General features: G+C 70.6%; 21 protein-coding genes. 15 read left to right on the top strand and 6 right to left on the bottom strand.

The features are described from left to right. The first annotated feature begins 116 nt into the window (after positions 1-116). On the top strand, positions 117-3,656 hold the full coding sequence (gene dnaE / locus OG223_RS15115) for a DNA polymerase III subunit alpha (protein WP_329247853.1): 3,540 nt from the start codon (positions 117-119) through the stop codon (positions 3,654-3,656). A 103-nt stretch (positions 3,657-3,759) separates the two neighbouring features. Here dnaE and OG223_RS15110 read toward each other — a convergent pair whose 3' ends face one another. Continuing rightward, positions 3,760-3,924 carry a hypothetical protein gene (locus tag OG223_RS15110; RefSeq protein WP_019067731.1) on the bottom strand — a complete coding sequence of 55 codons (165 nt, stop codon included), beginning with the start codon at positions 3,922-3,924 and terminating at the stop codon, positions 3,760-3,762. Positions 3,925-4,149: 225 nt separating this feature from the next. Between OG223_RS15110 and OG223_RS15105 the strand changes: the two genes are divergently transcribed. The 4 genes from OG223_RS15105 (at position 4,150) to OG223_RS15090 (ending at position 8,161) form a co-directional block, all read left to right on the top strand. Then, the gene (locus OG223_RS15105) at positions 4,150-5,373 is read left to right on the top strand and encodes an NYN domain-containing protein (protein ID WP_329247850.1); all 1,224 of its coding nucleotides are present in this window, start codon (positions 4,150-4,152) and stop codon (positions 5,371-5,373) included. A gap of 164 nt (positions 5,374-5,537) precedes the next feature. Beyond that, positions 5,538-6,509 (top strand): ABC transporter ATP-binding protein, encoded by a 972-nt coding sequence (locus tag OG223_RS15100; RefSeq protein WP_329265282.1) that lies wholly within the window; start codon positions 5,538-5,540, stop codon positions 6,507-6,509. Between the two features lie 64 nt (positions 6,510-6,573). After that, positions 6,574-7,401 carry an ABC transporter permease gene (locus tag OG223_RS15095; protein WP_329247847.1) on the top strand — a complete coding sequence of 276 codons (828 nt, stop codon included), beginning with the start codon at positions 6,574-6,576 and terminating at the stop codon, positions 7,399-7,401. Between the two features lie 34 nt (positions 7,402-7,435). After that, positions 7,436-8,161: a hypothetical protein gene (locus OG223_RS15090; RefSeq protein WP_329247844.1), complete on the top strand. Its 726-nt coding sequence runs from the start codon at positions 7,436-7,438 to the stop codon at positions 8,159-8,161. A gap of 480 nt (positions 8,162-8,641) precedes the next feature. Here the strand turns inward: OG223_RS15090 and ybaK are convergent, their stop codons facing one another. From ybaK to OG223_RS15070, 4 genes are all read right to left on the bottom strand, one after another. Continuing rightward, positions 8,642-9,157: a Cys-tRNA(Pro) deacylase gene (gene ybaK / locus OG223_RS15085; RefSeq protein WP_329247841.1), complete on the bottom strand. Its 516-nt coding sequence runs from the start codon at positions 9,155-9,157 to the stop codon at positions 8,642-8,644. 16 nt (positions 9,158-9,173) lie between these two features. Continuing rightward, positions 9,174-9,917 carry an LON peptidase substrate-binding domain-containing protein gene (locus OG223_RS15080; RefSeq protein WP_329247839.1) on the bottom strand — a complete coding sequence of 248 codons (744 nt, stop codon included), beginning with the start codon at positions 9,915-9,917 and terminating at the stop codon, positions 9,174-9,176. 11 nt (positions 9,918-9,928) lie between these two features. Next, a complete protein-coding gene (locus OG223_RS15075) occupies positions 9,929-11,050 on the bottom strand; it encodes a hypothetical protein (RefSeq protein WP_329247836.1) in 1,122 nt (373 codons plus the stop codon). A 140-nt stretch (positions 11,051-11,190) separates the two neighbouring features. Then, a complete protein-coding gene (locus OG223_RS15070) occupies positions 11,191-12,768 on the bottom strand; it encodes an oxidoreductase (RefSeq protein WP_329247832.1) in 1,578 nt (525 codons plus the stop codon). Between the two features lie 128 nt (positions 12,769-12,896). Here OG223_RS15070 and hisD point away from each other — a divergent pair, with 128 nt between their 5' ends. The 10 genes from hisD (at position 12,897) to OG223_RS15020 (ending at position 20,670) form a co-directional block, all read left to right on the top strand. After that, positions 12,897-14,276 carry a histidinol dehydrogenase gene (hisD, locus tag OG223_RS15065; protein WP_329247831.1) on the top strand — a complete coding sequence of 460 codons (1,380 nt, stop codon included), beginning with the start codon at positions 12,897-12,899 and terminating at the stop codon, positions 14,274-14,276. After that, the gene (locus tag OG223_RS15060; protein WP_329247829.1) at positions 14,273-15,382 is read left to right on the top strand and encodes a histidinol-phosphate transaminase; all 1,110 of its coding nucleotides are present in this window, start codon (positions 14,273-14,275) and stop codon (positions 15,380-15,382) included. The genes hisD and OG223_RS15060 overlap by 4 nt, the downstream gene beginning before the upstream one ends. After that, a complete protein-coding gene (gene hisB, locus OG223_RS15055; RefSeq protein WP_329247826.1) occupies positions 15,379-15,972 on the top strand; it encodes an imidazoleglycerol-phosphate dehydratase HisB in 594 nt (197 codons plus the stop codon). Before OG223_RS15060 ends, hisB begins: the two co-directional genes overlap by 4 nt. Then, entirely contained in the window at positions 15,969-16,133 is a 165-nt protein-coding gene (locus tag OG223_RS15050) for a hypothetical protein (RefSeq protein ID WP_019062288.1), read from the top strand. Before hisB ends, OG223_RS15050 begins: the two co-directional genes overlap by 4 nt. Beyond that, a complete protein-coding gene (gene hisH / locus OG223_RS15045; RefSeq protein WP_443073711.1) occupies positions 16,130-16,783 on the top strand; it encodes an imidazole glycerol phosphate synthase subunit HisH in 654 nt (217 codons plus the stop codon). Before OG223_RS15050 ends, hisH begins: the two co-directional genes overlap by 4 nt. Further along, positions 16,783-17,511: a bifunctional 1-(5-phosphoribosyl)-5-((5-phosphoribosylamino)methylideneamino)imidazole-4-carboxamide isomerase/phosphoribosylanthranilate isomerase PriA gene (gene priA, locus OG223_RS15040; RefSeq protein WP_329247821.1), complete on the top strand. Its 729-nt coding sequence runs from the start codon at positions 16,783-16,785 to the stop codon at positions 17,509-17,511. Before hisH ends, priA begins: the two co-directional genes overlap by 1 nt. After that, a complete protein-coding gene (locus OG223_RS15035) occupies positions 17,508-17,924 on the top strand; it encodes a RidA family protein (protein ID WP_329247818.1) in 417 nt (138 codons plus the stop codon). Before priA ends, OG223_RS15035 begins: the two co-directional genes overlap by 4 nt. Beyond that, positions 17,921-18,676 carry an imidazole glycerol phosphate synthase subunit HisF gene (gene hisF, locus OG223_RS15030; protein WP_329247815.1) on the top strand — a complete coding sequence of 252 codons (756 nt, stop codon included), beginning with the start codon at positions 17,921-17,923 and terminating at the stop codon, positions 18,674-18,676. Before OG223_RS15035 ends, hisF begins: the two co-directional genes overlap by 4 nt. 133 nt (positions 18,677-18,809) lie before the next feature. Beyond that, positions 18,810-19,397 (top strand): helix-turn-helix domain-containing protein, encoded by a 588-nt coding sequence (locus OG223_RS15025; RefSeq protein ID WP_329247812.1) that lies wholly within the window; start codon positions 18,810-18,812, stop codon positions 19,395-19,397. Between the two features lie 22 nt (positions 19,398-19,419). Further along, on the top strand, positions 19,420-20,670 hold the full coding sequence (locus tag OG223_RS15020; RefSeq protein WP_329247809.1) for an MFS transporter: 1,251 nt from the start codon (positions 19,420-19,422) through the stop codon (positions 20,668-20,670). Between the two features lie 9 nt (positions 20,671-20,679). Here OG223_RS15020 and OG223_RS15015 read toward each other — a convergent pair whose 3' ends face one another. Further along, positions 20,680-21,315 carry a TIGR03085 family metal-binding protein gene (locus OG223_RS15015; protein WP_329247806.1) on the bottom strand — a complete coding sequence of 212 codons (636 nt, stop codon included), beginning with the start codon at positions 21,313-21,315 and terminating at the stop codon, positions 20,680-20,682. Positions 21,316-21,369: the final 54 nt, after the last annotated feature.

Genomic DNA, 21,369 nt, shown 5'->3' with positions numbered 1-21,369 from the left:
CGCTTGAAGGTACGCGGGAGTGCCCGCCCTGTGTCAGTCCCGAGGCATAGGATTCGGTCTCGTCCCCCCAGACCGCCCGCTGTCTGTTGTCGACTGTTTCCCCTGGAGGCCAAGCCGTGTCAAAGCCGCCGTTCACGCACCTGCATGTCCACACCCAGTACTCGCTGCTGGACGGTGCCGCGCGGCTGAAGGACATGTTCAACGCGTGCAACGAGATGGGCATGACCCATATCGCGATGTCCGACCACGGCAACCTCCACGGGGCCTACGACTTCTTCCACACGGCGACGAAGGCCGGGGTCACGCCGATCATCGGCATCGAGGCGTACGTCGCCCCCGAGTCCCGGCGCAACAAGCGCAAGATCCAGTGGGGCCAGCCGCACCAGAAGCGCGACGACGTGTCCGGTTCCGGTGGTTACACCCACAAGACGATCTGGGCGGCGAACAAGACGGGCCTGCACAACCTCTTCAAGCTCTCCTCGGACGCGTACGCCGAGGGCTGGCTCCAGAAGTGGCCGCGCATGGACAAGGAGACCATCTCCCAGTGGTCCGAGGGGCTCATCGCCTCCACCGGCTGCCCCTCGGGCGAACTGCAGACCCGGCTGCGCCTGGGCCAGCCCGAGGAAGCCCTGAAGGCCGCCGCCGAGTACCAGGACATCTTCGGCAAGGACCGCTACTTCCTGGAGCTGATGGACCACGGCATCGAGATCGAACGCCGGGTCCGCGACGGCCTGTTGGACATCGGCAAGAAGCTCGGCATCCCGCCCCTGGTGACCAACGACTCGCACTACACGTACGCCCACGAGTCCGTCGCGCACGACGCCCTGCTGTGCATCCAGACCGGCAAGAACCTCTCCGACCCGGACCGCTTCCGCTTCGACGGCACCGGCTACTACCTGAAGTCCACCGACGAGATGTACGCCGTGGACTCCTCGGACGCCTGGCAGGAGGGCTGCCGCAACACCCTCCTGGTCGCCGAACAGATCGACACCACCGGCATGTTCGAGGCGAAGAACCTCATGCCGAAATTCGACATCCCCGACGGCTACACCGAGGTCACCTGGTTCAAGGAGGAGGTGCGCCTCGGCATGGAGCGCCGCTTCCCGGGCGGCGTCCCCGAGGACCGACAGAAGCAGGTCGACTACGAGCTGGACGTCATCATCCAGATGGGCTTCCCCGGCTACTTCCTTGTCGTCGCCGACTTCATCATGTGGGCGAAGAACAACGGCATCGCGGTGGGCCCCGGTCGTGGTTCCGCGGCCGGTTCGATCGTCGCGTACGCCATGGGCATCACCGACCTCGACCCGATCCCGCACGGCCTGATCTTCGAGCGGTTCCTCAACCCCGAGCGCGTCTCCATGCCCGACGTCGACATCGACTTCGACGAGCGTCGGCGCGTCGAGGTGATCAGGTACGTGACCGAGAAGTACGGCGCCGACAAGGTCGCCATGATCGGCACCTACGGCAAGATCAAGGCCAAGAACGCCATCAAGGACTCCGCGCGCGTGCTGGGCTACCCGTACGCGATGGGCGACCGCCTCACCAAGGCGATGCCCGCCGACGTCCTCGGCAAGGGCATCGACCTCTCCGGCATCACCGACCCCAAGCACCCGCGCTACGGCGAGGCGGGCGAGATCCGCGGGATGTACGAGAACGAGCCGGACGTCAAGAAGGTCATCGACACCGCCAAGGGCGTCGAGGGCCTGGTCCGGCAGATGGGCGTGCACGCCGCCGGCGTCATCATGTCCAGTGAGCCCATCGTCGACCACGCGCCGATCTGGGTGCGGCACACGGACGGCGTGACGATCACGCAGTGGGACTACCCGCAGTGCGAGTCCCTCGGCCTGATCAAGATGGACTTCCTGGGGCTGCGCAACCTCACGATCATGGACGACGCCGTGAAGATGGTGAAGTCCAACAAGGGCATCGACCTGGAGATGCTCGCGCTCCCGCTGGACGACCCCAAGACGTACGAACTGCTCTGCCGCGGCGACACGTTGGGCGTGTTCCAGTTCGACGGCGGCCCGATGCGTTCCCTGCTGCGCCAGATGCAGCCCGACAACTTCGAGGACATCTCCGCCGTCTCGGCCCTGTACCGCCCCGGCCCGATGGGCATGAACTCGCACATCAACTACGCCGAGCGCAAGAACAAGCGCCAGGAGATCACCCCGATCCACAAGGAGCTGGAGGAGCCCCTCGAAGAGGTGCTCGCGGTCACCTACGGCCTGATCGTCTACCAGGAGCAGGTGCAGAAGGCCGCCCAGATCGTCGCCGGCTACTCGCTCGGCGAGGCCGACATCCTGCGCCGCGTGATGGGCAAGAAGAAGCCCGAGGAACTGGCGAAGAACTTCACCATCTACCAGGCGGGCGCCCGGAAGAACAACTACAGCGACGAGGCGATCCAGGCCCTGTGGGACGTCCTGGTCCCCTTCGCCGGCTACGCGTTCAACAAGGCGCACTCCGCCGCGTACGGCCTGGTCTCGTACTGGACCGCCTACCTGAAGGCCAACTACCCGGCCGAGTACATGGCGGCGCTGCTCACCTCGGTCAAGGACGACAAGGACAAGTCCGCGATCTACCTGAACGAGTGCCGGCGCATGAAGATCAAGGTGCTCCCGCCGAACGTCAACGAGTCGGTGCACAACTTCGCCGCCCAGGGCGACGACGTGATCCTCTTCGGCCTGGAGGCCGTGCGCAACGTCGGCACGAACGTCGTCGACTCGATCATCAGGTCCCGCAAGGCGAAGGGGAAGTACGGCTCCTTCCCCGACTACCTGGACAAGGTCGAGGCCGCCGCCTGCAACAAGCGCACCACCGAATCCCTCATCAAGGCCGGTGCGTTCGACACCCTGGGGCACACCCGCAAGGGCCTCACCGCGCACTTCGAGCCGATGATCGACAACGTGGTGGCGGTCAAGCGCAAGGAGGCCGAGGGGCAGTTCGACCTCTTCGGCGGCATGGGCGAGGAGGACACCAGCGAGCCCGGCTTCGGGCTCGACGTGGAGTTCACCACCGACGAGTGGGAGAAGACGTATCTCCTCGCGCAGGAGCGGGAGATGCTCGGTCTCTACGTCTCCGACCACCCGCTCTTCGGCCTGGAGCACGTGCTGTCCGACAAGGCCGACGCGGGCATCGCCCAGCTCACCGGAGGTGAGCACGCGGACGGCGCGGTCGTCACCATCGGCGGCATCATCTCGGGCCTCCAGCGCAAGATGACCAAGCAGGGCAACGCCTGGGCGATCGCCACGGTCGAGGACCTCGCGGGCTCCATCGAGTGCATGTTCTTCCCGGCGACCTACCAGCTCATCTCGACCCAACTCGTCGAGGACACCATCGTGTTCGTCAAGGGTCGCCTCGACAAGCGCGAGGACGTGCCCCGTCTGGTCGCGATGGAGATGCAGGTCCCGGACGTGTCGAACGCGGGCACCAACGCGCCCGTGATCCTCACCATCCCGGCGACCAGGGTCACTCCGCCCATGGTCAGCAGGCTCGGTGAGATCCTCAGCCACCACCGGGGCGACAGCGAGGTCCGCATCAAGCTCCAGGGCCCGACCAAGACCACGATCCTGCGCCTGGACAAGCACCGGGTGAAGCCCGACCCGGCCCTGTTCGGCGACTTGAAGGTGCTGCTCGGCCCGGCCTGCCTGGCCGGCTGAGCGACAGGCACGGAGAGCCGCGCGACAGGCACGGAGAAGTGGTGAGGGGCGCATCCGTCGACGGATGCGCCCCTCGGCCGTTCAACAACCCTTGAAACAGGCCTCAGTTGTGGCCGAAGCGTTTCTGCTTGCCTTTGCGGGCCATGTCGCTCGGCGTCGCCTGGGATATGCGCTGTTCGGCCTGTGCCTCCATCGAGGACGACGTGGCCTGCTCCTGGGCGCGCTCGGACTGCGGCTGCTTACGGTCACGGTGCTTGTTCTTGGCCATGGTGATCTGCCTCCTGAGGGGGATCTAGGGGCCAGGGCCGCGACCAGATTCACATAGGCTGACGAAGAACGCATTTCGGATAATTACCGTGTGTGACATGGTTGATGCGAGAGAGAAGTCCCGAAACGCCACGCCGAAGATCGAGTTCGGGCCGTTAACCCCTGCGCGGTCGGGCAGACTCGAAGCAAGCCCGAAGCACAACCGACCGGGAAGAGGGTGAGTCGCGTGGACCGCTGCATCGTCCTGGTGGACGCCGGGTATCTGCTGGGGGCGGCGGCCAGTCTCCTCGCCGGCGAGCCCTCGCGTTCCCGGATCACCGTCGATCACGCCGCCCTCATCCAGGGCCTGCGCGAGCGCGCCGAGTCGGACACCGAACGACCCCTGCTGCGCATCTACTGGTTCGACGGCGCCCCCGACCGCGTCCCGCAGCCCGAGCACCGCAGGCTGCGCGTGATGCCCCGCGTGACCGTCCGCCTCGGCGCCCTGACCCGTAGCGACGGCCGCTGGGCGCAGAAGGGCGTCGACGCCGCCATGCACGCCGAGCTGACCGAGCTGGCCCGCAACCGCGCCTGCTCCGACGTCGTGCTCGTCACCGGCGACGGGGACCTGCTGCCGGGCATGATGGCCGCCAAGGAGCACGGCGTCGCCGTACACCTGTGGGCCGTGCAGGCCGCGGACGGGGACTACAACCAGTCCGAGGACCTGGTCGCCGAGGCCGACGAGCGGCGGGTGCTCGACCGGACCTGGATCACCAAGGCCGTACGGGCGAAGGATCTCGGTGGGGTGTGCGCGCCGCCGCCCGCGCCGCGGCCGGAGATCGCCGCGATCCTGTCCGCGCCGCTGCCCGAGTCCGCGCCGGCCGCGCGCGAGCGGCCGGTCGAGGAGGGCGAGCACGCGGCGGCCGAGGCCGGTTCGCCGAACGGTACGCAGGAGCGGGTGCCCGCGGCCAAGGGCGTCCCCACCCCGAAGGACCTGGCGAGCCTGAAGGCCCCGGGCGCCCCCGCCCCCGCACCGCAGCCCGCGAGCGCGACCCTGCGCTGGTCCTCCGACAAAGGGTGGGTCGACCGGCCGGGCGGCGCCGCCGAGTCGCCCGACGTCGCCTCGATGCCGACGCTGGCGCAGTTGACCACCGCCGAGCAGCGCTGGGCCGACCGCGAGGAGGACATCACCACGGTCGGCGGCGATCCCTTCGAGGTGGGGCAGGTCTTCGCCCGCCGCTGGATGGGCCGCCTCGGCGACCAGGGCGGCAACCTGCAGAAACTGTCCGCGATGTACCCGCGCGTCCCGCACCGCATCGACGGCGAACTGCTGCGCTACGCCGCCCGGTTCGGGCTCCTCGCCCACAAGGACGACCAGATCGACGAGCACGACCGGTACGCGATCCGGGCCGGTTTCTGGCGCGAGATCGACGTACGGACGGCCGCGGAGCACGCGCCCGCCGGGGAGTGAGCGGAGGCGGCCGGTCCGGTGGCCGGGCGGCCTCGCGGCGGGACGGCTTTACCGACGAATGTGCCGTTCTCGACCGACCCGCGAGCGGGCAGGGCTCCCGGACCCCGTAGGCTCGTCCCGTGAGTACGCGCGCGGGACAGGCACTTCGACACGGTGGTGACGTCGTGTGTGCGGTGCGCGGGCTCAGCAAGACCTATCCGGCGGTGCGCGGCCGACGCGGTGCGCCGGGAACCCCCGAGGTGCGGGCCACCGACGACGTGACCCTCGACATCCGCCGGGGCGAGATCTTCGGACTGCTCGGACCGAACGGCGCCGGCAAGTCCACCCTCGTACGCCAGCTCACCGGACTGATGCGGCCCGACGCCGGCAGCGTCGAGATCCTCGGCCACGACATCGTGCGCCACCCGGAGCGGGCCGCGCGGATCCTCGCCTACCTCGGCCAGGAGTCCTCCGCGCTCGACGAACTGACCGTGTCGCTCGCCGCCGAGACGACCGCCCGGCTGCGCGGCCTGGACCTGCGCGAGGCGCGTGCCGAGCGGGACGCCGTACTGGACGAGTTGGGGCTTACGGCCCTTGCCGGGCGGCCGTTGAAGAAGCTGTCCGGTGGGCAGCGGCGGCTGGCGTGTGTCGCCGCCGCGCTGGTCGGGGAGCGGCCGCTGCTGGTGCTCGACGAGCCGACCACCGGGATGGATCCGGTGGCGCGCCGGGCCGTGTGGTCCGCCGTCGACCGGCGCCGGGCCGAGCACGGGTCCACCGTGCTGCTCGTTACCCACAACGTCATCGAGGCCGAGACCGTCCTCGACCGGGTCGCCGTCCTCGACCAGGGCAGGGTCATCGCCTGCGACACCCCGGGCGGCCTCAAGGAACAGGTCGCCGGCGAGGTGCGGGTCGAACTGGTCTGGCGGGAGAAACCGCCGCTGGACGTCCCGGAGGTCGCCGCGCTGCGGGACCGGGCCGTCGAGTCCGGCCGCCGCTGGACGCTCAGGCTGGCCCCCGAGGAGGCCCGGGTGGCCGTCGCCACGGTGACCGGCGGGGCCGCGTTCGCCGCCCTGGACGACTTCACCCTGGCCACGCCCAGCCTGGAGGACGTGTATCTGACACTGGGCGGGAACGCGCAGGGGCTGGTGAAGGCATGAGTACACGGGCCGTCGTATCCGTATGGGACAGGACGACTTCGGGCGTCGAGAGGAGCAGCGCGACGTGAGTGTCGTATCCGCCGATGTTCTGCCGAGCGGTCCCCTGGCCGTGCCGGAGGCCGCTGCCTCGGGCGCGGCCGAGCTGGGGCCGAAGGCGAGGCTGTGGCCCTCCATGGCCGCCGTGTACCGGGCGCAGTTGTCCCGGGCGCGGGTCGCGCGGATTCCGCTCCTGTTCGTGGCGACCTTCCAGTCGGTCGGCATCCTGATCATGATGCGCGGGGTCGTCGACGGCGGGAGCCATGACGCCCGGTTCGTCGTCGCCGGCTCGTCCGTGCTCGTCGTCGCCTACGTCGGGCTGAACCTCCTCGCGCAGTACTTCGGGCAACTGCGCGGCAGCGGGGGGCTCGACCACTACGCCACCCTGCCGGTGCCGCCCGCGGCCGTGGTGCTGGGCGCGGCGGGGGCGTACGCCTCCTTCACCGTGCCGGGGACCGCGCTCACCGCCCTCTTCGGGTGTGTGCTGTTCGGGCTGCCGATGGGGAACATCTGGATCCTGGCGGCGGTGATCCCGCTCGCCGGGGCCGCGCTCGCCGGGCTCGGGGCGGCCCTCGGGCTGCTTGCGCCCCGTCCTGAACTCGCCACGCTGCTCGGGCAGTTGGGCATGTCGGCGGCGCTGCTGCTGGGGGTGCTGCCGGCTGATCGGATGCCGGACGCGGTGCGGTTCCTGCGGGATCTGGTGCCGTCCACCTACGGCGTCGAGGCCTTCGCGCAGACCTTCGCGGCGCGGCCTGACTGGGCGCTCGTCCTCGGTGACCTCGCCGTATGCGCCGGAGTCGGGGTCGTTTCGCTGGCCGTCGCCGCCTGGGCCTACCGTCGGGCTGCCGTCCGGTGACGCGCCGCACAGCCGGGCCTGGCACGATGGCAGAGTGACCGCACCGCTGACTCCGCCTCCGCCGCCGCGTGACCAGTCCCCGCACGATCCGTGGCAGCCGCCGGGTGACCCGGGCACCGCGGGTGCCCCCGGTGACCCGGGTGCCGGGTATCCCGTCTACGCACCGCCGCAGGACGCGTCCTACGGCGCGGACGGGCCCGGAATGAAGACCGAACTGATCGAGGCCGTGGTCGTCACGGTCGTCGTGGCGCTCGGTGGGGTGTTGCTCGGGGTGTTGTGGTGGTGGCTGGCGCCGCATGTGCCGCTGGTCGGGGACGTGGTCGACAAGAGCTGGGTCGTCTACCTCAAGGACTCCGAAGGGGAGCAGGCGGTGGGGGTGGACGGAACGTTCACTCTGCTTGCGGTGGGTTTTGGGGTGCTGAGTGCGCTCGTGGTGTTTTTGTGGCGGCGGCGGGGGAGTGTGCCGCTGGTCGCTGCGCTGGCCTTGGGTGGGCTGCTCGCTTCGTTCCTCGCGTGGCGGCTGGGGATGTGGTTCGGGCCCACGAAGGATGTGCTCGCGCATGCCAAGTCCGTGGGTAAGGGGGTTACGTTCTCCGCGCCGTTGAAGTTGGGGGCGAAGGGGGCGTTGCTGGCGTGGTCGGTGGCCGCGCTGGTGGTTCATCTCGGGCTGACGGCGTTGTTCGGGCCGCGGGATGCCGAGCCGGTGTATGGGCAGCAGGGGGCGGTTTCCGAGGATGGGTACGGGGCTCCGACGGCCTAGGGGATTTTCTCGCCCCCGCCGCCCCTACCCGTCCCATCCCCAGGGGCTGCCGCCCCTTCGGCCCCGCCCTGGGGGCTCCGCCCCCAGACCCCCGTCGGCCCTGAAGGGGCCTCGTCCTCAAACGCCGGACGGGCTGGATTGTGCGGGCCTGCGGGGAGAAGTGCCGGTCCCGCTCTGAGAGAAGTCGCGGCCCCGGGGGGCACCGCACCGGACAGGGCCTGAGGCGTGCCCCCTCGCGTCCAGAAGCCGCGCCCCCAAGAGGGCACCGGCCGCGCGACCCTGGCCGCAGAGCCGCAGAGCCGCAGAGCCGCAGAGCCGGCAGCCGGACAGCCGCAGAACCCGACAGCCCGACAGCCGCGAACCGCTACGCCGGGCGCCGGCCGTGGTTGGCCCGGTGTTTCCTGGTGCGCCACTTTCGTTTTCTTGTTTTCTTCGACATGTCCCTTGTGCTTAATCCAGGACGGGACCGGCGTCGAGGGGTCATGCACGGCCGATGGGGGCCAGGACCGCTTCTGTGAGGGTTGTCAGGGACTCCGGGGAGAGTTCGACCTCCAGGCCTCGGCGGCCGGCGGAGACGCAGATCGTGGGGTGGGCGGTGGCCGAGTCGTCGAGGACCGTGCGGAGTTTTTTGCGTTGGCCGAGAGGGGAGATGCCGCCTCGGACGTAGCCCGTGGTGCGTTCGGCGAGGGTGGGGTCGGCCATCGTCGCGCGTTTGCCGCCTACTGCCGACGCGAGTGCCTTCAGGTTCAGTTGGCCCGCCACCGGGACCACCGCCACCGTCAGCGCGCCGTCCACGTCCGCGACCAGGGTCTTGAAGACGCGGTCCGGAGAGACGCCCATCGCCTCGGCCGCCTCCTCGCCGTAGGAGGGGTGGGCGGGGTCGTGGTCGTAGGAGTGGATCTCGTACGGGACGCCGGCGGCCGTCAGGGCCACGGTCGCCGGCGTGCCGCCCGACTGTTGGTTCTTCTGGTGCTGCTGCTTCGGTTTCTTCGCCATCAAAGGAACTCCGGGCTCAGTTCAGGCTCGTCGGGCCTCGCGTCAGGTCCGACGCGGGCAGGGACGGGAGGTTGCGGATGATGGCCGTCTCGGAGCGAAGGAGTTTCAGTTCGTCGCGCAGGCGGGAGGCGGTGTCGGGGGCCTGGAGAAGGCGTTGTTTTGTCGCCGTGTCCAGCATCATCGCGGCGGCCACCAGGTAGGACACCACCGCCGGTTCGTCGGGGAGTTCCGCTTCGCCGGTCGAGAGGGAGCGTTCGCGGGCGCCCGCCAGGCGCTTCTGGTACTGGCGGAACGCGCGTAGCACGCCCTCCGCCAGCGCGCCGGCCTCGTCGCCCTTCTCCTCGGGCAGCTCCTCCAGCTCGGCCGTCAGGAACGGGCCCGAGGCGTCCACGGAGAGCAGCCGCATCCGGGTCGTGCCCGTCGCCAGCACCTCGAACGTGCCGTCGGCGCGCTCGCGGATCGTGGCCGCGTCGGCCACGCAGCCCACCGCGTGGAAGGCCTTGAGCGGGTCGGGGCCGAAGCCGGCCGCGGGCCCGCGCTCGGGCACGGCCCGCTGGTCGGGCATGCCCGGGGCGGTCGACGCCACCTCGTGGCCGTCGCGGATGGCCACGACGGCGAATCGGCGCGATTCCTCCTCAGGGGTCTTGAGCAGATCGCGCATCATGGCGCGATAGCGCTCCTCGAAAATGTTCAGAGGAAGCACGAGCCCCGGGAACAGAACCGAGTTCAGGGGGAAGAGCGGCAGCCGGACGGTGGTCACGGCGCAAAAGCCTAATGGTCGCCGGAGCGGGCACGTTCGCCGTGCTCACTCCGTGGATACCCGGGTGCGTTTCCGAAGGGCCCCTGGGGACGCGGAATCGCCTGGAGGACGGGTGGAACGGGGGCGCCCAGCGGCAGTTCCGAGGCCACCGCGAGCCGTATGCCGTCGCGTATTTCCAGGAACCGGCCGAGCGGGTCGTCGGAGATCCGGTCCCAGGGGAAGGACGTGGCGTACGGGCCGATCAGGCGCAGTTGGTCCAGGGCGTCCGTCCAGCGTTCGAGGCGGACGAGGACGTAGGCCAGAAGGTTGCGGACCTCCGCGGGCCAGGGATCCGCCGCCGCGTAGCCGGCCGAGAGGGCGATGGCCAGGTCGGCCGCCGCGTCCAGCCGGGCACGCGGCACCGTGGCACCGCAGCCGTCGGTCAGACACGCGAAGGCGGCACGCATCGGCAGCGCCTGGACGAGCGAGCCCGGCAGCGCGTCCTGCGCGGCCGGCTCGGCGAAGTCGAAGCACGCGCGGTGGGAGCAGCGGGCGGTGTGGGGCGTGTTCCCCCACTGCGCGCAGCAGGCCGCCGACAGGTACTGGAGGGCGGCCACATGGCAGCCGTAGTGGTGCGGGGAGCGGCGGACCGCCTCGCCCCACAGCCGCTCGAACTCCGCGTGCCCCGCGTTCGTGCCCCGCGCCCGGTCGAGGGCGATCCGCCACGGCACCGGATCGCGCGGCTCCGCCTCGGCCGCCGCCGCGATCAGCGGGCTCAGCCCGCACAGCAGCTCGACGCGGGCCGGCGACTCCCAGCAGCGGTCCAGCGCCTGCTGAGCCCTGACCAGCAGCGCGTCCGGGTCCTGCGGGGCGGCGGCGCACCAGTCCGCCAGCCACTCGGGGCGGCAGCGGGCGAACGCGGCGAGCCGGAGCGTATGGCGGTCGCGGTCCTCCCACTCGGCGTCCGCACGGGTCGCGGCCAGCAGGTCGGAGGCCGGGCCGTACTCGCCGCGCCCGGCCGCGACCAGCGCGGGGCCGAGCCGGTCGTCGGGCGCGTCGAGAAGGACCTCGTCGTCGGCCGGCAGCCCGGCGGCGAGCCGCGAGGTGGTGCTTGCCATCCGGGCGGTGCGGATGAACGCGCGCAGCAGAGCCATGGTGCCGACCATTGAATGACCGCGGATCCGGAGTGCGCCAGACCGTTTGGGCACCCCGTGGAAAGTTGTACGCGCCTCGGTCAAGCCCAGGTAAAAGGTGACTGTTGCTCACCTGTTCGAGCACTGTGCGCGACCGGTCGCTATCCCCGCCTGAGCAGCCGGGTCGCCCCCGCCGCCACCGTCGTGGCCAGGATCCAGCCCAGCAGGATCAGCACCACGGACAGCCACTGCCAGCCGCCGTGCAACTGCCACTGGCCCACCTGCCCCAGGTCGATCACCGGCAGCAGCAGGTCCAGCGCGAACAGGGCGGGGCTCCACGGCGGATGCCCGTTCGCGCTCACCGGCGCGTGGTCGGCGTGCGCGAAGGCCAGCGAACTGGCCGCCCACAGCACCGCCATCCATACGGCGGCCCGGCCCGGCCGGTACCCGTAGGCGACCGTCCAGTCCTGCGCGAACCCCCACACCTTGGCCGCGACGGGCAGACTCTCCCGGCGCCGGCGCTGCTTGGCGAGCAGCACCTCCCGCGCGTCCTCGTCCTCACCGGCGTTGCGCAGCACGGTCGCGAGCCGCTCGTACGGCTCCGGGTTGTACTCGGGGGTCGCCGCGGCCACCCAGTCGAGGCGGGTCTCCAGCGGGAACGGGCCCTGCGGTACGAGGTTCTCGTACACGAAGCCGCCCGTGTGGAGATTGCCCGGACCCGGCCAACTGTCCTTCCCGTCGATCAGGTTGACGATCCTGGCCCCCGACAGCACCACCTTGCCGCGCTGCGGTTTCTCCCCGAGGAAGCGCAACTCGGGCGTCTGCACCCGCAGCAGCGACAGCTCCTGGTCGTCCGTGAACGTGAACCGGGCCCGCTCCAGGTCCACCGCGTCCCCGAACCGCCCGTCGTCCAGGCGCACTCCGCCCTGGCAGGTGAACCGCTGGATGCGGGTCCCGCGCGCGGGTGTCGTGCCGCTCAGCCCGGGGCCGCCGACCCCGGCCGGGGTGAGGTACAGGGTGCGGCCCACGGTCAACTGGGGCGCGTTCAGGGCGAGTCGGGTGTACGGGTTGGCCAGCCGGGCACCGCGCAGGCTCAGCGAGACGCCCACCTTGGCGCTGCGCAGGCTCAACTCACCGTGCGATTCGAGGAGTTCGGCCTGGAGGTCCTGTCCTACGGTCATCCCGTCGGCGGCGATGGAACGGCCCGTGCGGTCCCGGTAGACGATCGCCTGGTTGAGCAGCAGATCGGTGCCGATGTGCGCGTCGGTCAGCCGTACGCCGTTGTGGAACCGGCAGCGCGGCAGATGCAGGTCACCCTCCGTGTGCACCCGGGCCGCCTCCAGCCGCGGCACCGAGCAGTTCACCAGCCGTACGGTCCGGAAGTGGGCCTCCGGCAGCAGCACCTCCCGCTCGAAACGGCAGCCCTTCAGCTCGACGTACGGCGTGACGGTGCCGCCCGCCACGTCCAGGACGCCGCTGATCTGCACACCGGTGAGTTTCAGGGAGGCCACCCGGCCCGACAGCGCGGGCGGTCCGTCGAGGAGCAGCCAGCACACGATGCGTGCCCGGACGGTCCGCTCGGGGCCCCACGGATGTCCGCCGTGCGGATCGTCGACGACACTGTCGCCGCTGCTCAGGTCGTACACGCTGCCGTTGCGGAAGGCCTGCCACATGCCCAGTTCGGCGGCGGTCGCATCCGCCGGCACGTCGCCCGCGCGGATGCCGGCACCTTCGGTCACTGCTCTTTCATCCCTCTCAACTACTCACGGGTTTCGCACGGCTGTTCATGCCCGCTCCGTGACGCCCGGAACACTAGACGTGAAGGGGATCTTCCGGGTTCCGGCCACGTTCTGTATCAGCCATTGATATGCGCGAGCAGGGCTCGATCGCCGTCTGCGAGAATTGCTGTGTGCTGCCTTCTTCTTTTCTGGCCCGAATCGATCTGCGCGGTGACGCCCTCCCCGGAGGGCCCGCCCTGCGCGACCTGCTGCCCCGAGCCGACTTCGACGTCTCGGCCGCCCTGGAGAAGGTGCGGCCGATCTGCGAGGCCGTGCATCATCGGGGCGACGCGGCGCTGATCGACTTCGCCGAGAAGTTCGACGGGGTGCGGCTGGAATCGGTACGGGTCCCGGCCCAGGCACTCGTCGACGCGCTGGAGCAGCTCGACCCGGCCGTGCGCGCGGCCCTGGAGGAGTCCATCCGGCGCGCCCGGCTCGTCCACCGCGAGCAGCGCCGTACGACCCACACCACCCAGGTCGTGCCCGGCGGTTCGGTCACCGAGAAGTGGGTGCCGGTCGACCGGGTGGGGCTGTACGCGCCCGGCGGACGCTCGGTCTACCCGTCCTCCGTGATCATGAACGTGGTCCCGGCCCAGGAGGCGGGCGTCGGCTCCGTCGCGCTCGCGTCCCCGCCGCAGGCGGACTTCGGCGGTCTGCCGCACCCCACGATCCTCGCCGCCTGCGCGCTGCTCGGTGTCGACGAGGTCTACGCCGTCGGCGGCGCCCAGGCCGTCGCGATGTTCGCCCACGGCACCGAGTCCTGCGCCCCGGCCAACATGGTCACCGGCCCCGGCAACATCTGGGTCGCCGCCGCCAAGCGCTACTTCGCGGGCAAGATCGGTATCGACACCGAGGCCGGCCCCACTGAGATCGCGATCCTCGCGGACGACACCGCCGACCCGGTGCACGTCGCGGCCGACCTGATCAGCCAGGCCGAGCACGACCCGCTCGCCGCGGCCGTCCTGGTCACGGACTCCGTGACGCTCGCGGACGCGGTCGAGAAGGAACTCGAACCGCAGGTCGCGGCCACCAAGCACATCGAGGACCGGATCGCCCCGGCGCTGGCCGGCCGGCAGTCCGCGATCGTCCTCGTCGACGGCATCGAGGAGGGGCTCAGGGTCGTCGACGCGTACGGCGCCGAGCACCTGGAGATCCAGACGGCGGACGCGGCCGCCGTGGCCGACCGGGTACGCAACGCGGGCGCGATCTTCGTCGGGCCCTGGGCGCCCGTCTCCCTCGGCGACTACGCGGCCGGCTCCAACCACGTGCTGCCGACCGGCGGTTGCGCCTGCCACTCCTCCGGGCTCTCCGTGCAGTCCTTCCTGCGCGGCATCCACATCGTCGACTACACGAAGGACGCGCTGGCGGACGTGGCGCATCACGTGGTCACGCTGGCGGAGGCGGAGGACCTGCCCGCGCACGGCGCGGCGGTCAAGGCAAGGTTCGGCTGGAAGGTGCCCGGCAAGTGAGCTTCGGAATCGACGATCTTCCCGTACGGGACGAGCTGCGCGGCAAGTCCCCTTACGGCGCGCCCCAGTTGGACGTCCCCGTACGGCTGAACACCAACGAGAACCCCTACCCGCTGCCCGAGGCCCTGGTCGAGCGGATCACCGAGCGAGTCCGCGAGGCCGCCCGCGACCTCAACCGCTACCCCGACCGGGACGCGGTCGAGTTGCGCACGGAGCTGGCCAACTACCTGACGAAGACCGGTAATCACCGGGTCGGCATCGAGAACGTCTGGGCGGCCAACGGCTCCAACGAGGTCATCCAGCAACTGCTCCAGACCTTCGGCGGGCCCGGCCGTACCGCGATCGGCTTCGAGCCGTCGTACTCGATGCACGCGCTCATCGCGCGCGGCACGGGGACCGGCTGGATCTCCGGCCCGCGCAACGAGGACTTCACGATCGATCTCGCCGCCGCCGAGCGCTGGATCGCCGAGAACAAGCCCGACGTCGTGTTCGTCACGACCCCCAACAACCCCACGGGCAACGCCGTTCCGCCCGAGACGGTGCTCGCGCTGTACGAGGCCGCGCAGGCCGCCAAGCCGTCGATGGTGATCGTCGACGAGGCGTACATCGAGTTCAGCCACGGCGACTCGCTGCTGCCGCTGCTCGAAGATCGGCCGAATCTCGTCGTCTCCCGGACCATGTCGAAGGCGTTCGGCGCGGCGGGCCTGCGTCTCGGCTATCTCGCCGCGCACCCGGCGGTCGTCGACGCCGTCCAACTCGTACGGCTGCCCTACCACTTGTCGGCCGTCACCCAGGCGACCGCGCTGGCCGCCCTGGAGCACACCGACACACTGCTCGGGTATGTGGAGCAGCTGAAGGGCGAACGCGACCGGCTGGTACGGGAGTTGCGTGCCCTCGGCTGTGAAGTCGTCGAGTCCGACGCCAACTTCGTGCAGTTCGGCCGGTTCGCGGACTCCCACATCGCCTGGCAGGCGATCCTCGACCGGGGCGTCCTGGTCCGGGACAACGGCATCCCGGGGTGGCTGCGGGTCTCCGCCGGAACCCCCGAAGAGAACGACGCGTTCCTGGACGCGGTCCGTGAGTTGATGAAGGAGCAGAGCACATGAACCGCGTAGGACGTGTGGAGCGGACGACCAAGGAGACGTCGGTCCTCGTCGAGATCGATCTCGACGGGCACGGCAAGGTCGACGTGGCGACAGGAGTCGGCTTCTACGACCACATGCTCGACCAGCTCGGCCGGCACGGTCTGTTCGACCTCACCGTGAAGACCGAGGGCGATCTGCACATCGACTCGCACCACACCATCGAGGACACCGCCCTCGCCCTCGGCGCCGCCTTCAAACAGGCGCTCGGCGACAAGGTCGGGATCTACCGCTTCGGCAACTGCACGGTCCCGCTGGACGAGTCCCTCGCCCAGGTCACCGTCGACCTGTCCGGCCGCCCCTACCTCGTGCACACCGAGCCCGAGAACATGGCGCCGATGATCGGCGAGTACGACACGACGATGACCCGGCACATCCTGGAGTCCTTCGTCGCCCAGGCCCAGATCGCGCTGCACGTGCACGTGCCGTACGGGCGCAACGCGCACCACATCGTGGAGTGCCAGTTCAAGGCGCTCGCCCGCGCCCTGCGGTACGCCTCCGAGCGCGACCCGCGCGCGGCCGGCATCCTCCCCTCCACGAAGGGCGCGCTGTGACCGGCCTCTCCAGCCTCCTGATCGTCGTCGGACTCTTCCTCCTCGGCGGGGTCTACTCCTTCGTCAAGCAGAAGATGCCGGCGAGCCTCATCGTGCTGGTCTCCATCGGCGCGGCGATGTGTCTGGTCGCGGGGGTCATGCGGCTGGCGGTGTGGAGTTGAGCGCATCCAAGAACGCGGCGAAGAAGGTGGTCGTCTTCGACTACGGCTTCGGGAACGTCCGGTCCGCCGAGCGTGCCCTCGCGCGCACCGGTGCCGAGGTCGAGATCACGCGCGACTACGACAAGGCCATGAACGCGGACGGGCTGCTGGTCCCGGGCGTCGGCGCCTTCGCCGCCTGCATGCAGGGCCTGAAGGAAGCGCGCGGCGACTGGATCGTCGGCCGCCGACTGGCCGGCGGGCGCCCGGTGATGGGCATCTGCGTCGGCATGCAGATCCTGTTCGCGCGCGGCATCGAGCACGGCGTCGAGACCGAGGGCCTGGACGAGTGGCCCGGTTCGGTCGAGCCGTTGCAGGCCGCGATCGTGCCCCACATGGGCTGGAACACCGTGGACACCCCGGCGGGCTCCCAGCTCTTCGCGGGCCTCGACGCGGACGCGCGCTTCTACTTCGTGCACTCCTACGCCGTCCACGACTGGTCCCTCGAAGTCGTGAACCTGGCGATGCGCGCCCCCCTGGTGACCTGGTCGACGCACGGCAAGCCCTTCGTGGCAGCCGTGGAGAACGGCGCCCTGTGGGCCACCCAGTTCCACCCCGAGAAGTCCGGCGACGCCGGAGCGCAGTTGTTGAACAATTGGATCGGAACCCTCTGATGCCTTCGAAGCTCGAACTCCTCCCCGCCGTGGACGTCCGCGACGGCCAGGCCGTCCGCCTCGTGCACGGCGAGTCCGGTTCGGAGACCTCCTACGGCTCGCCCCTGGAGGCGGCCCTCGCCTGGCAGCGCTCCGGCGCCGAGTGGCTGCACCTCGTCGACCTGGACGCCGCGTTCGGCACCGGCGACAACCGCAAGCTCATCGCCGAGGTCGCCGGCGCCATGGACATCAAGGTCGAGCTGTCCGGCGGCATCCGCGACGACGACACCCTCGCCGCCGCCCTCGCCACCGGCTGCACCCGGGTGAACCTCGGCACCGCCGCGCTGGAGACCCCGGAGTGGGTCGCCAAGGTCATCGCCGAGCACGGCGACAAGATCGCGGTCGGCCTCGACGTACGTGGCACGACCCTGCGCGGACGCGGCTGGACGCGTGACGGCGGCGACCTCTACGAGACGCTGGACCGCCTCAACTCCGAGGGCTGCGCCCGGTACGTGGTCACCGACATCGCCAAGGACGGCACCCTCCAGGGCCCCAACCTGGAGCTGCTGCGCAACGTCTGCGCGGCGACCGACCGCCCGGTCGTGGCCTCCGGCGGGGTGTCGTCGCTCGACGACCTCCGCGCCATCGCCGAGCTGGTACCCCTCGGTGTCGAGGGCTCCATCGTCGGGAAGGCCCTCTACGCGAAGGCGTTCACCCTGGAAGAGGCCTTGGAGGCGGTGGCCCTGTGACCGAGCTACGACGCGTCGCGACCGGCGCGCCCTGGGAGGACGCCTTCGGCTACTCCCGCGCGGTGGAGCTGCCGAACGGCCTGGTGCTGGTCTCCGGGTGCACGTCGATAGTGGACGGCGAGATCGCCGGGGGCGGTCCCTACGAGCAGACGGTCAACGCGTTCAACGTGGCGTTCGCGGCGCTGGAACAACTGGGTCTCGGCCCGACCGATGTGGTGCGCACCCGTATGTACATCACCCACGCCCGGGACGTTGAGGACGTGGGCCGCGCACACAAGGAGCTGTTCGACGCGATCCGGCCCGCCGCGTCCATGATCATCGTGTCCGGCTTCGTCGACCCGAGCCTGGTCGTCGAGGTCGAGGTGGAGGCGTACCGGGACCCGGCGGCGCCGCGCGGGGAGGGCTCGTCATGACGCTCGCCGTACGTGTGATCCCCTGCCTGGACGTCGACAACGGCCGGGTCGTCAAGGGCGTCAACTTCCAGAACCTGCGCGACGCGGGCGACCCCGTGGAGATGGCCAAGGTCTACGACGCCGAGGGCGCCGACGAGTTGACCTTCCTGGACATCACCGCGTCCTCCGGCAACCGCGAGACGACGTACGACGTGGTCCGCCGCACCGCCGAGCAGGTCTTCATCCCGCTCACGGTCGGCGGCGGCGTCCGCACGGCCGAGGACGTGGACAAGCTGCTGCGGGCGGGCGCGGACAAGGTCGGCGTCAACACGGCGGCGATCAACCGGCCCGAGCTGATCCGGGAGATCGCGGAGCGGTTCGGGCGGCAGGTGCTGGTGCTGTCGGTCGACGCGCGGCGGACTTCCGAGGGTTCCTTCGAGGTCACCACCCACGGCGGCCGCAAGGGCACCGGCATCGACGCCGTCGAATGGGCGCACCGGGCGGCCGAGTTGGGGGCGGGGGAGATCCTGCTGAACTCGATGGACGCGGACGGCACGAAGGACGGCTACGACCTGGAGATGATCGCGGCGGTCCGCAAGCACGTGTCCGTACCGGTCATCGCCTCCGGCGGCGCGGGCAAGCTCGCGGACTTTCCGCCGGCGGTGGCGGCGGGGGCGGACGCGGTGCTGGCGGCCTCCGTCTTCCACTTCGGTGACCTGCGGATCGGCGAGGTCAAGCAGGCGTTGCGGGAGGCGGGGCACCCGGTGAGGTGACACCCGTAGAGGCCTTGTAAGGCGTTGTAAGCCCCGGCCGCCTGGCGGCCGGGGCTTACTTGTGGGCAGATGCGAAAGAAAAGTTGCGCAAGAAAGATTGCGCAACTTTTCTTTCGCATCTAGGCTCGAGTGCATGAGCTCGGACGAGACCCGCACCATCACCGATCTGGGGACGCTCAAGGCGTTCACGCACCCGCTGCGCCTCAAGCTGTACCGGGCGCTGTACGTGGCCCGCACCGCGACCGCCTCGCAGCTCGCCGACCAGGTCGACGAGGCCGTTTCGCTGGTCAGTTACCACCTGCGCAAGCTCGCCGAGCACGGGCTGATCGAGGAGGCCGAGCAGCAGAGCGGTGACGGCCGGGAGCGCTGGTGGCGGACCGCCGCCGAGAGCCTGACCGTGCGGCACGAGGACGTGAAGGACGCCCCCGAGAAGCTCGCCGCCCAGGGAGCGCTCGTACGGACGCTGCTGGAGCAGCGTGTCGACCTCTACCGGCGCCACCTCGACGAGTCCGAGTCCTGGAGCGACGAGTGGCGCTCTGCGGGCTTCGACGCCGAGTACCTCCCACGGCTCAACGCGCCCGAACTCGCCGAACTGCAGCACGAGTTGGACGCCCTGATCAAGAAGTACCAGGCCAGGGGGCGAGCCGCCGAACAGGCGGGCGACACCCAGGGCCGGGAGAACGTCGCGATCCACCTGTACGGCTTCCCGTTCCGCGCCTGAGCCCCGGAGAGGACCAACTCCCGTGCCCACCACGCTCACAGCCCCCGGCACAGCCACCGACAGACCCGTCCACCGCGACCCCAACGTCCTGCGCTGGCTCGGCGCCTACGCGGCCTCGATGGCCGGCGACGGCGTCTACTACGTAGCCCTGTCCTGGGCCGCCGTACAGGCCGGGTCCCCGGCGCAGGCCGGCCTGGTGATGTCGGTCAGCGCGCTGCCGCGCGCGGTACTGATGCTGGGCGGCGGGGTGATCGCCGACCGCTTCGGTCCGCGCCGGGTCGTCATCGGCAGCGACGCGGTGCGCTGCGCGGCCGTACTCGCGGTGGCCGCGCTGTTGTTCCTCACCGGCCCGGGACTGTGGCCGCTCGCCGTGCTCGCCCTGGTCTTCGGCATCGTGGACGCCGTCTTCGTGCCCGCCGTGGGCGCGCTGCCCGCGCGCATCACCGGCAAGGGGCAGCTCGCCCGGGTGCAGGGCATGCGGGGCCTCGCGTACCGGTTCGCCGTGATCTTCGGCGCCCCGCTCGGCGGCCTCGCTGTGGCGTTCGGGGGCGCGATGGCCGCGTTCGCGACCGCCGGGCTGCTGATCGCGGTGTCGGTTCCCCTGCTGATCTCGGTACGGGTCCGGGAGCTGCCGTCGGACGATCCGGCCGCCGCCGGCACGACCACCGCGTGGCGCGACCTGGCCGCCGGGCTCCGCTACGTCCGCCGCCACCGTGTCCTCGCGCCCTTGATGCTGGCCATCGCCCTCGCTGACCTGGGGTTCGCCGGCCCGCTCAACGTGGGGCTGACCCTGCTCGCCGACGAGCGGGGCTGGGGAGCGTCCGGGATGGGCTGGGTGCTCGCCGGGTTCGGGGTCGGCGCGGGGACCGCCTCGACGGTGCTGACCGTGCGCGGCCGGCTTCCGCACGCCGGGCAGGTGGCCGGCTGCTCGCTCATCGCCGGGTCCGTCGCCATCGGCGCCCTCGCCTACGTCCCGAGCGTCCTCGCGGCGGTGGGCATCGCCCTGCTCATCGGACTGCTCGCCGGGCTCAGCGGCGTGATGTGCGGCGCCCTGCTGCAGACCCACTCCGACCCCGCCTACCTCGGCCGCGTCACCGCCGTCTCCAGCCTGGCCAGCCTCGGCTTCGCCCCGCTGAGCATGCCGCTGTCGGCCGCCGCGATCGGCGCGTGGGGCACCGGCCCCGTCTTCGTGGTCAGCGCGGTCGTCTGCGGACTGGGTGGGGTCATCGCCCTGTGCGTCCGCGACCTGCGCAGGGCCGAACTGCCCCACTGACCCTTCGGATCAGATCCCCAGTTGCTTGGCCTCCTGGAGCTTGGCGATCGCGTTCTCGTCGCCGTCCAGCTCCACCTTGGCCACGCTCTGCCGCCCGTGCGCGAACAGCAGCAGCTCCGAGGGCTCGCCGGTCACCGTCACGACCGGCGCCCCCTTGTGGGCGACCGCCGTCTGCCCGTCCGGGCGCCGCAGCACCAGCCCGGTCGGCGCGCTACGGCCCACCAGCCGGGCCATGCGCTCAAGCCGCGACCACAGGGCGTCCTGGAACACCGGGTCGAGTTCGCGAGGCGTCCACTCCGGCTGCGCCCGCCGCACGTCCTCCGTGTGGACGTAGAACTCGACCGTGTTGGACGCCTCGTCGAGCTGCTTGAGCTGGAACGGCGAGAAGCGCGGTGGGCCGGTACGGATGAGCTGGATCAGCTCCTCGTACGGCTTCGCCGCGAACTCCGTCATCACCCGGTCCAGCCGGGGCGCGAGCTGCTTGATCATGATGCCGCCGGCGGCATCCGCGCGGCGCTCGCGCACCACCACGTGCGCGGCGAGATCACGGGTCTGCCAGCCCACACAGAGCGTCGGGGCGTCGGGACCCGCCGTCTCCAGGAGGTCGGCGAGGAGAAGTCGTTCACGCTTGGCGAAGGTCGACATACCGTCAGCCTACGACCGCCCGTCCGGTCCGCACAGTGGACGTCTGCCGGGACT

The organism is Streptomyces sp. NBC_01478 (genome assembly GCF_036227225.1).
Lineage (GTDB): Bacteria > Actinomycetota > Actinomycetes > Streptomycetales > Streptomycetaceae > Streptomyces.
The sequence above is the reverse complement of the archived record's forward strand: the minus strand, read 5'-3'. Positions and strand labels throughout refer to the sequence as shown.

Excerpts from the sequence above, each read along its gene's own strand:
- ybaK (WP_329247841.1), bottom strand. The coding sequence starts at position 9,157 with ATGGCGAAGAAACCGAAGCAGCAGCACCAGAAGAACCAACAGTCGGGC.
- priA (WP_329247821.1), top strand. The coding sequence starts at position 16,783 with ATGCCTTCGAAGCTCGAACTCCTCCCCGCCGTGGACGTCCGCGACGGC.
- hisD (WP_329247831.1), top strand. The coding sequence starts at position 12,897 with ATGCGCGAGCAGGGCTCGATCGCCGTCTGCGAGAATTGCTGTGTGCTG.
- hisB (WP_329247826.1), top strand. The coding sequence starts at position 15,379 with ATGAACCGCGTAGGACGTGTGGAGCGGACGACCAAGGAGACGTCGGTC.
- hisF (WP_329247815.1), top strand. The coding sequence starts at position 17,921 with ATGACGCTCGCCGTACGTGTGATCCCCTGCCTGGACGTCGACAACGGC.
- OG223_RS15025 (WP_329247812.1), top strand. The coding sequence starts at position 18,810 with ATGAGCTCGGACGAGACCCGCACCATCACCGATCTGGGGACGCTCAAG.
- OG223_RS15075 (WP_329247836.1), bottom strand. The coding sequence starts at position 11,050 with ATGGCTCTGCTGCGCGCGTTCATCCGCACCGCCCGGATGGCAAGCACC.
- OG223_RS15110 (WP_019067731.1), bottom strand. The coding sequence starts at position 3,924 with ATGGCCAAGAACAAGCACCGTGACCGTAAGCAGCCGCAGTCCGAGCGC.
- OG223_RS15015 (WP_329247806.1), bottom strand. The coding sequence starts at position 21,315 with ATGTCGACCTTCGCCAAGCGTGAACGACTTCTCCTCGCCGACCTCCTG.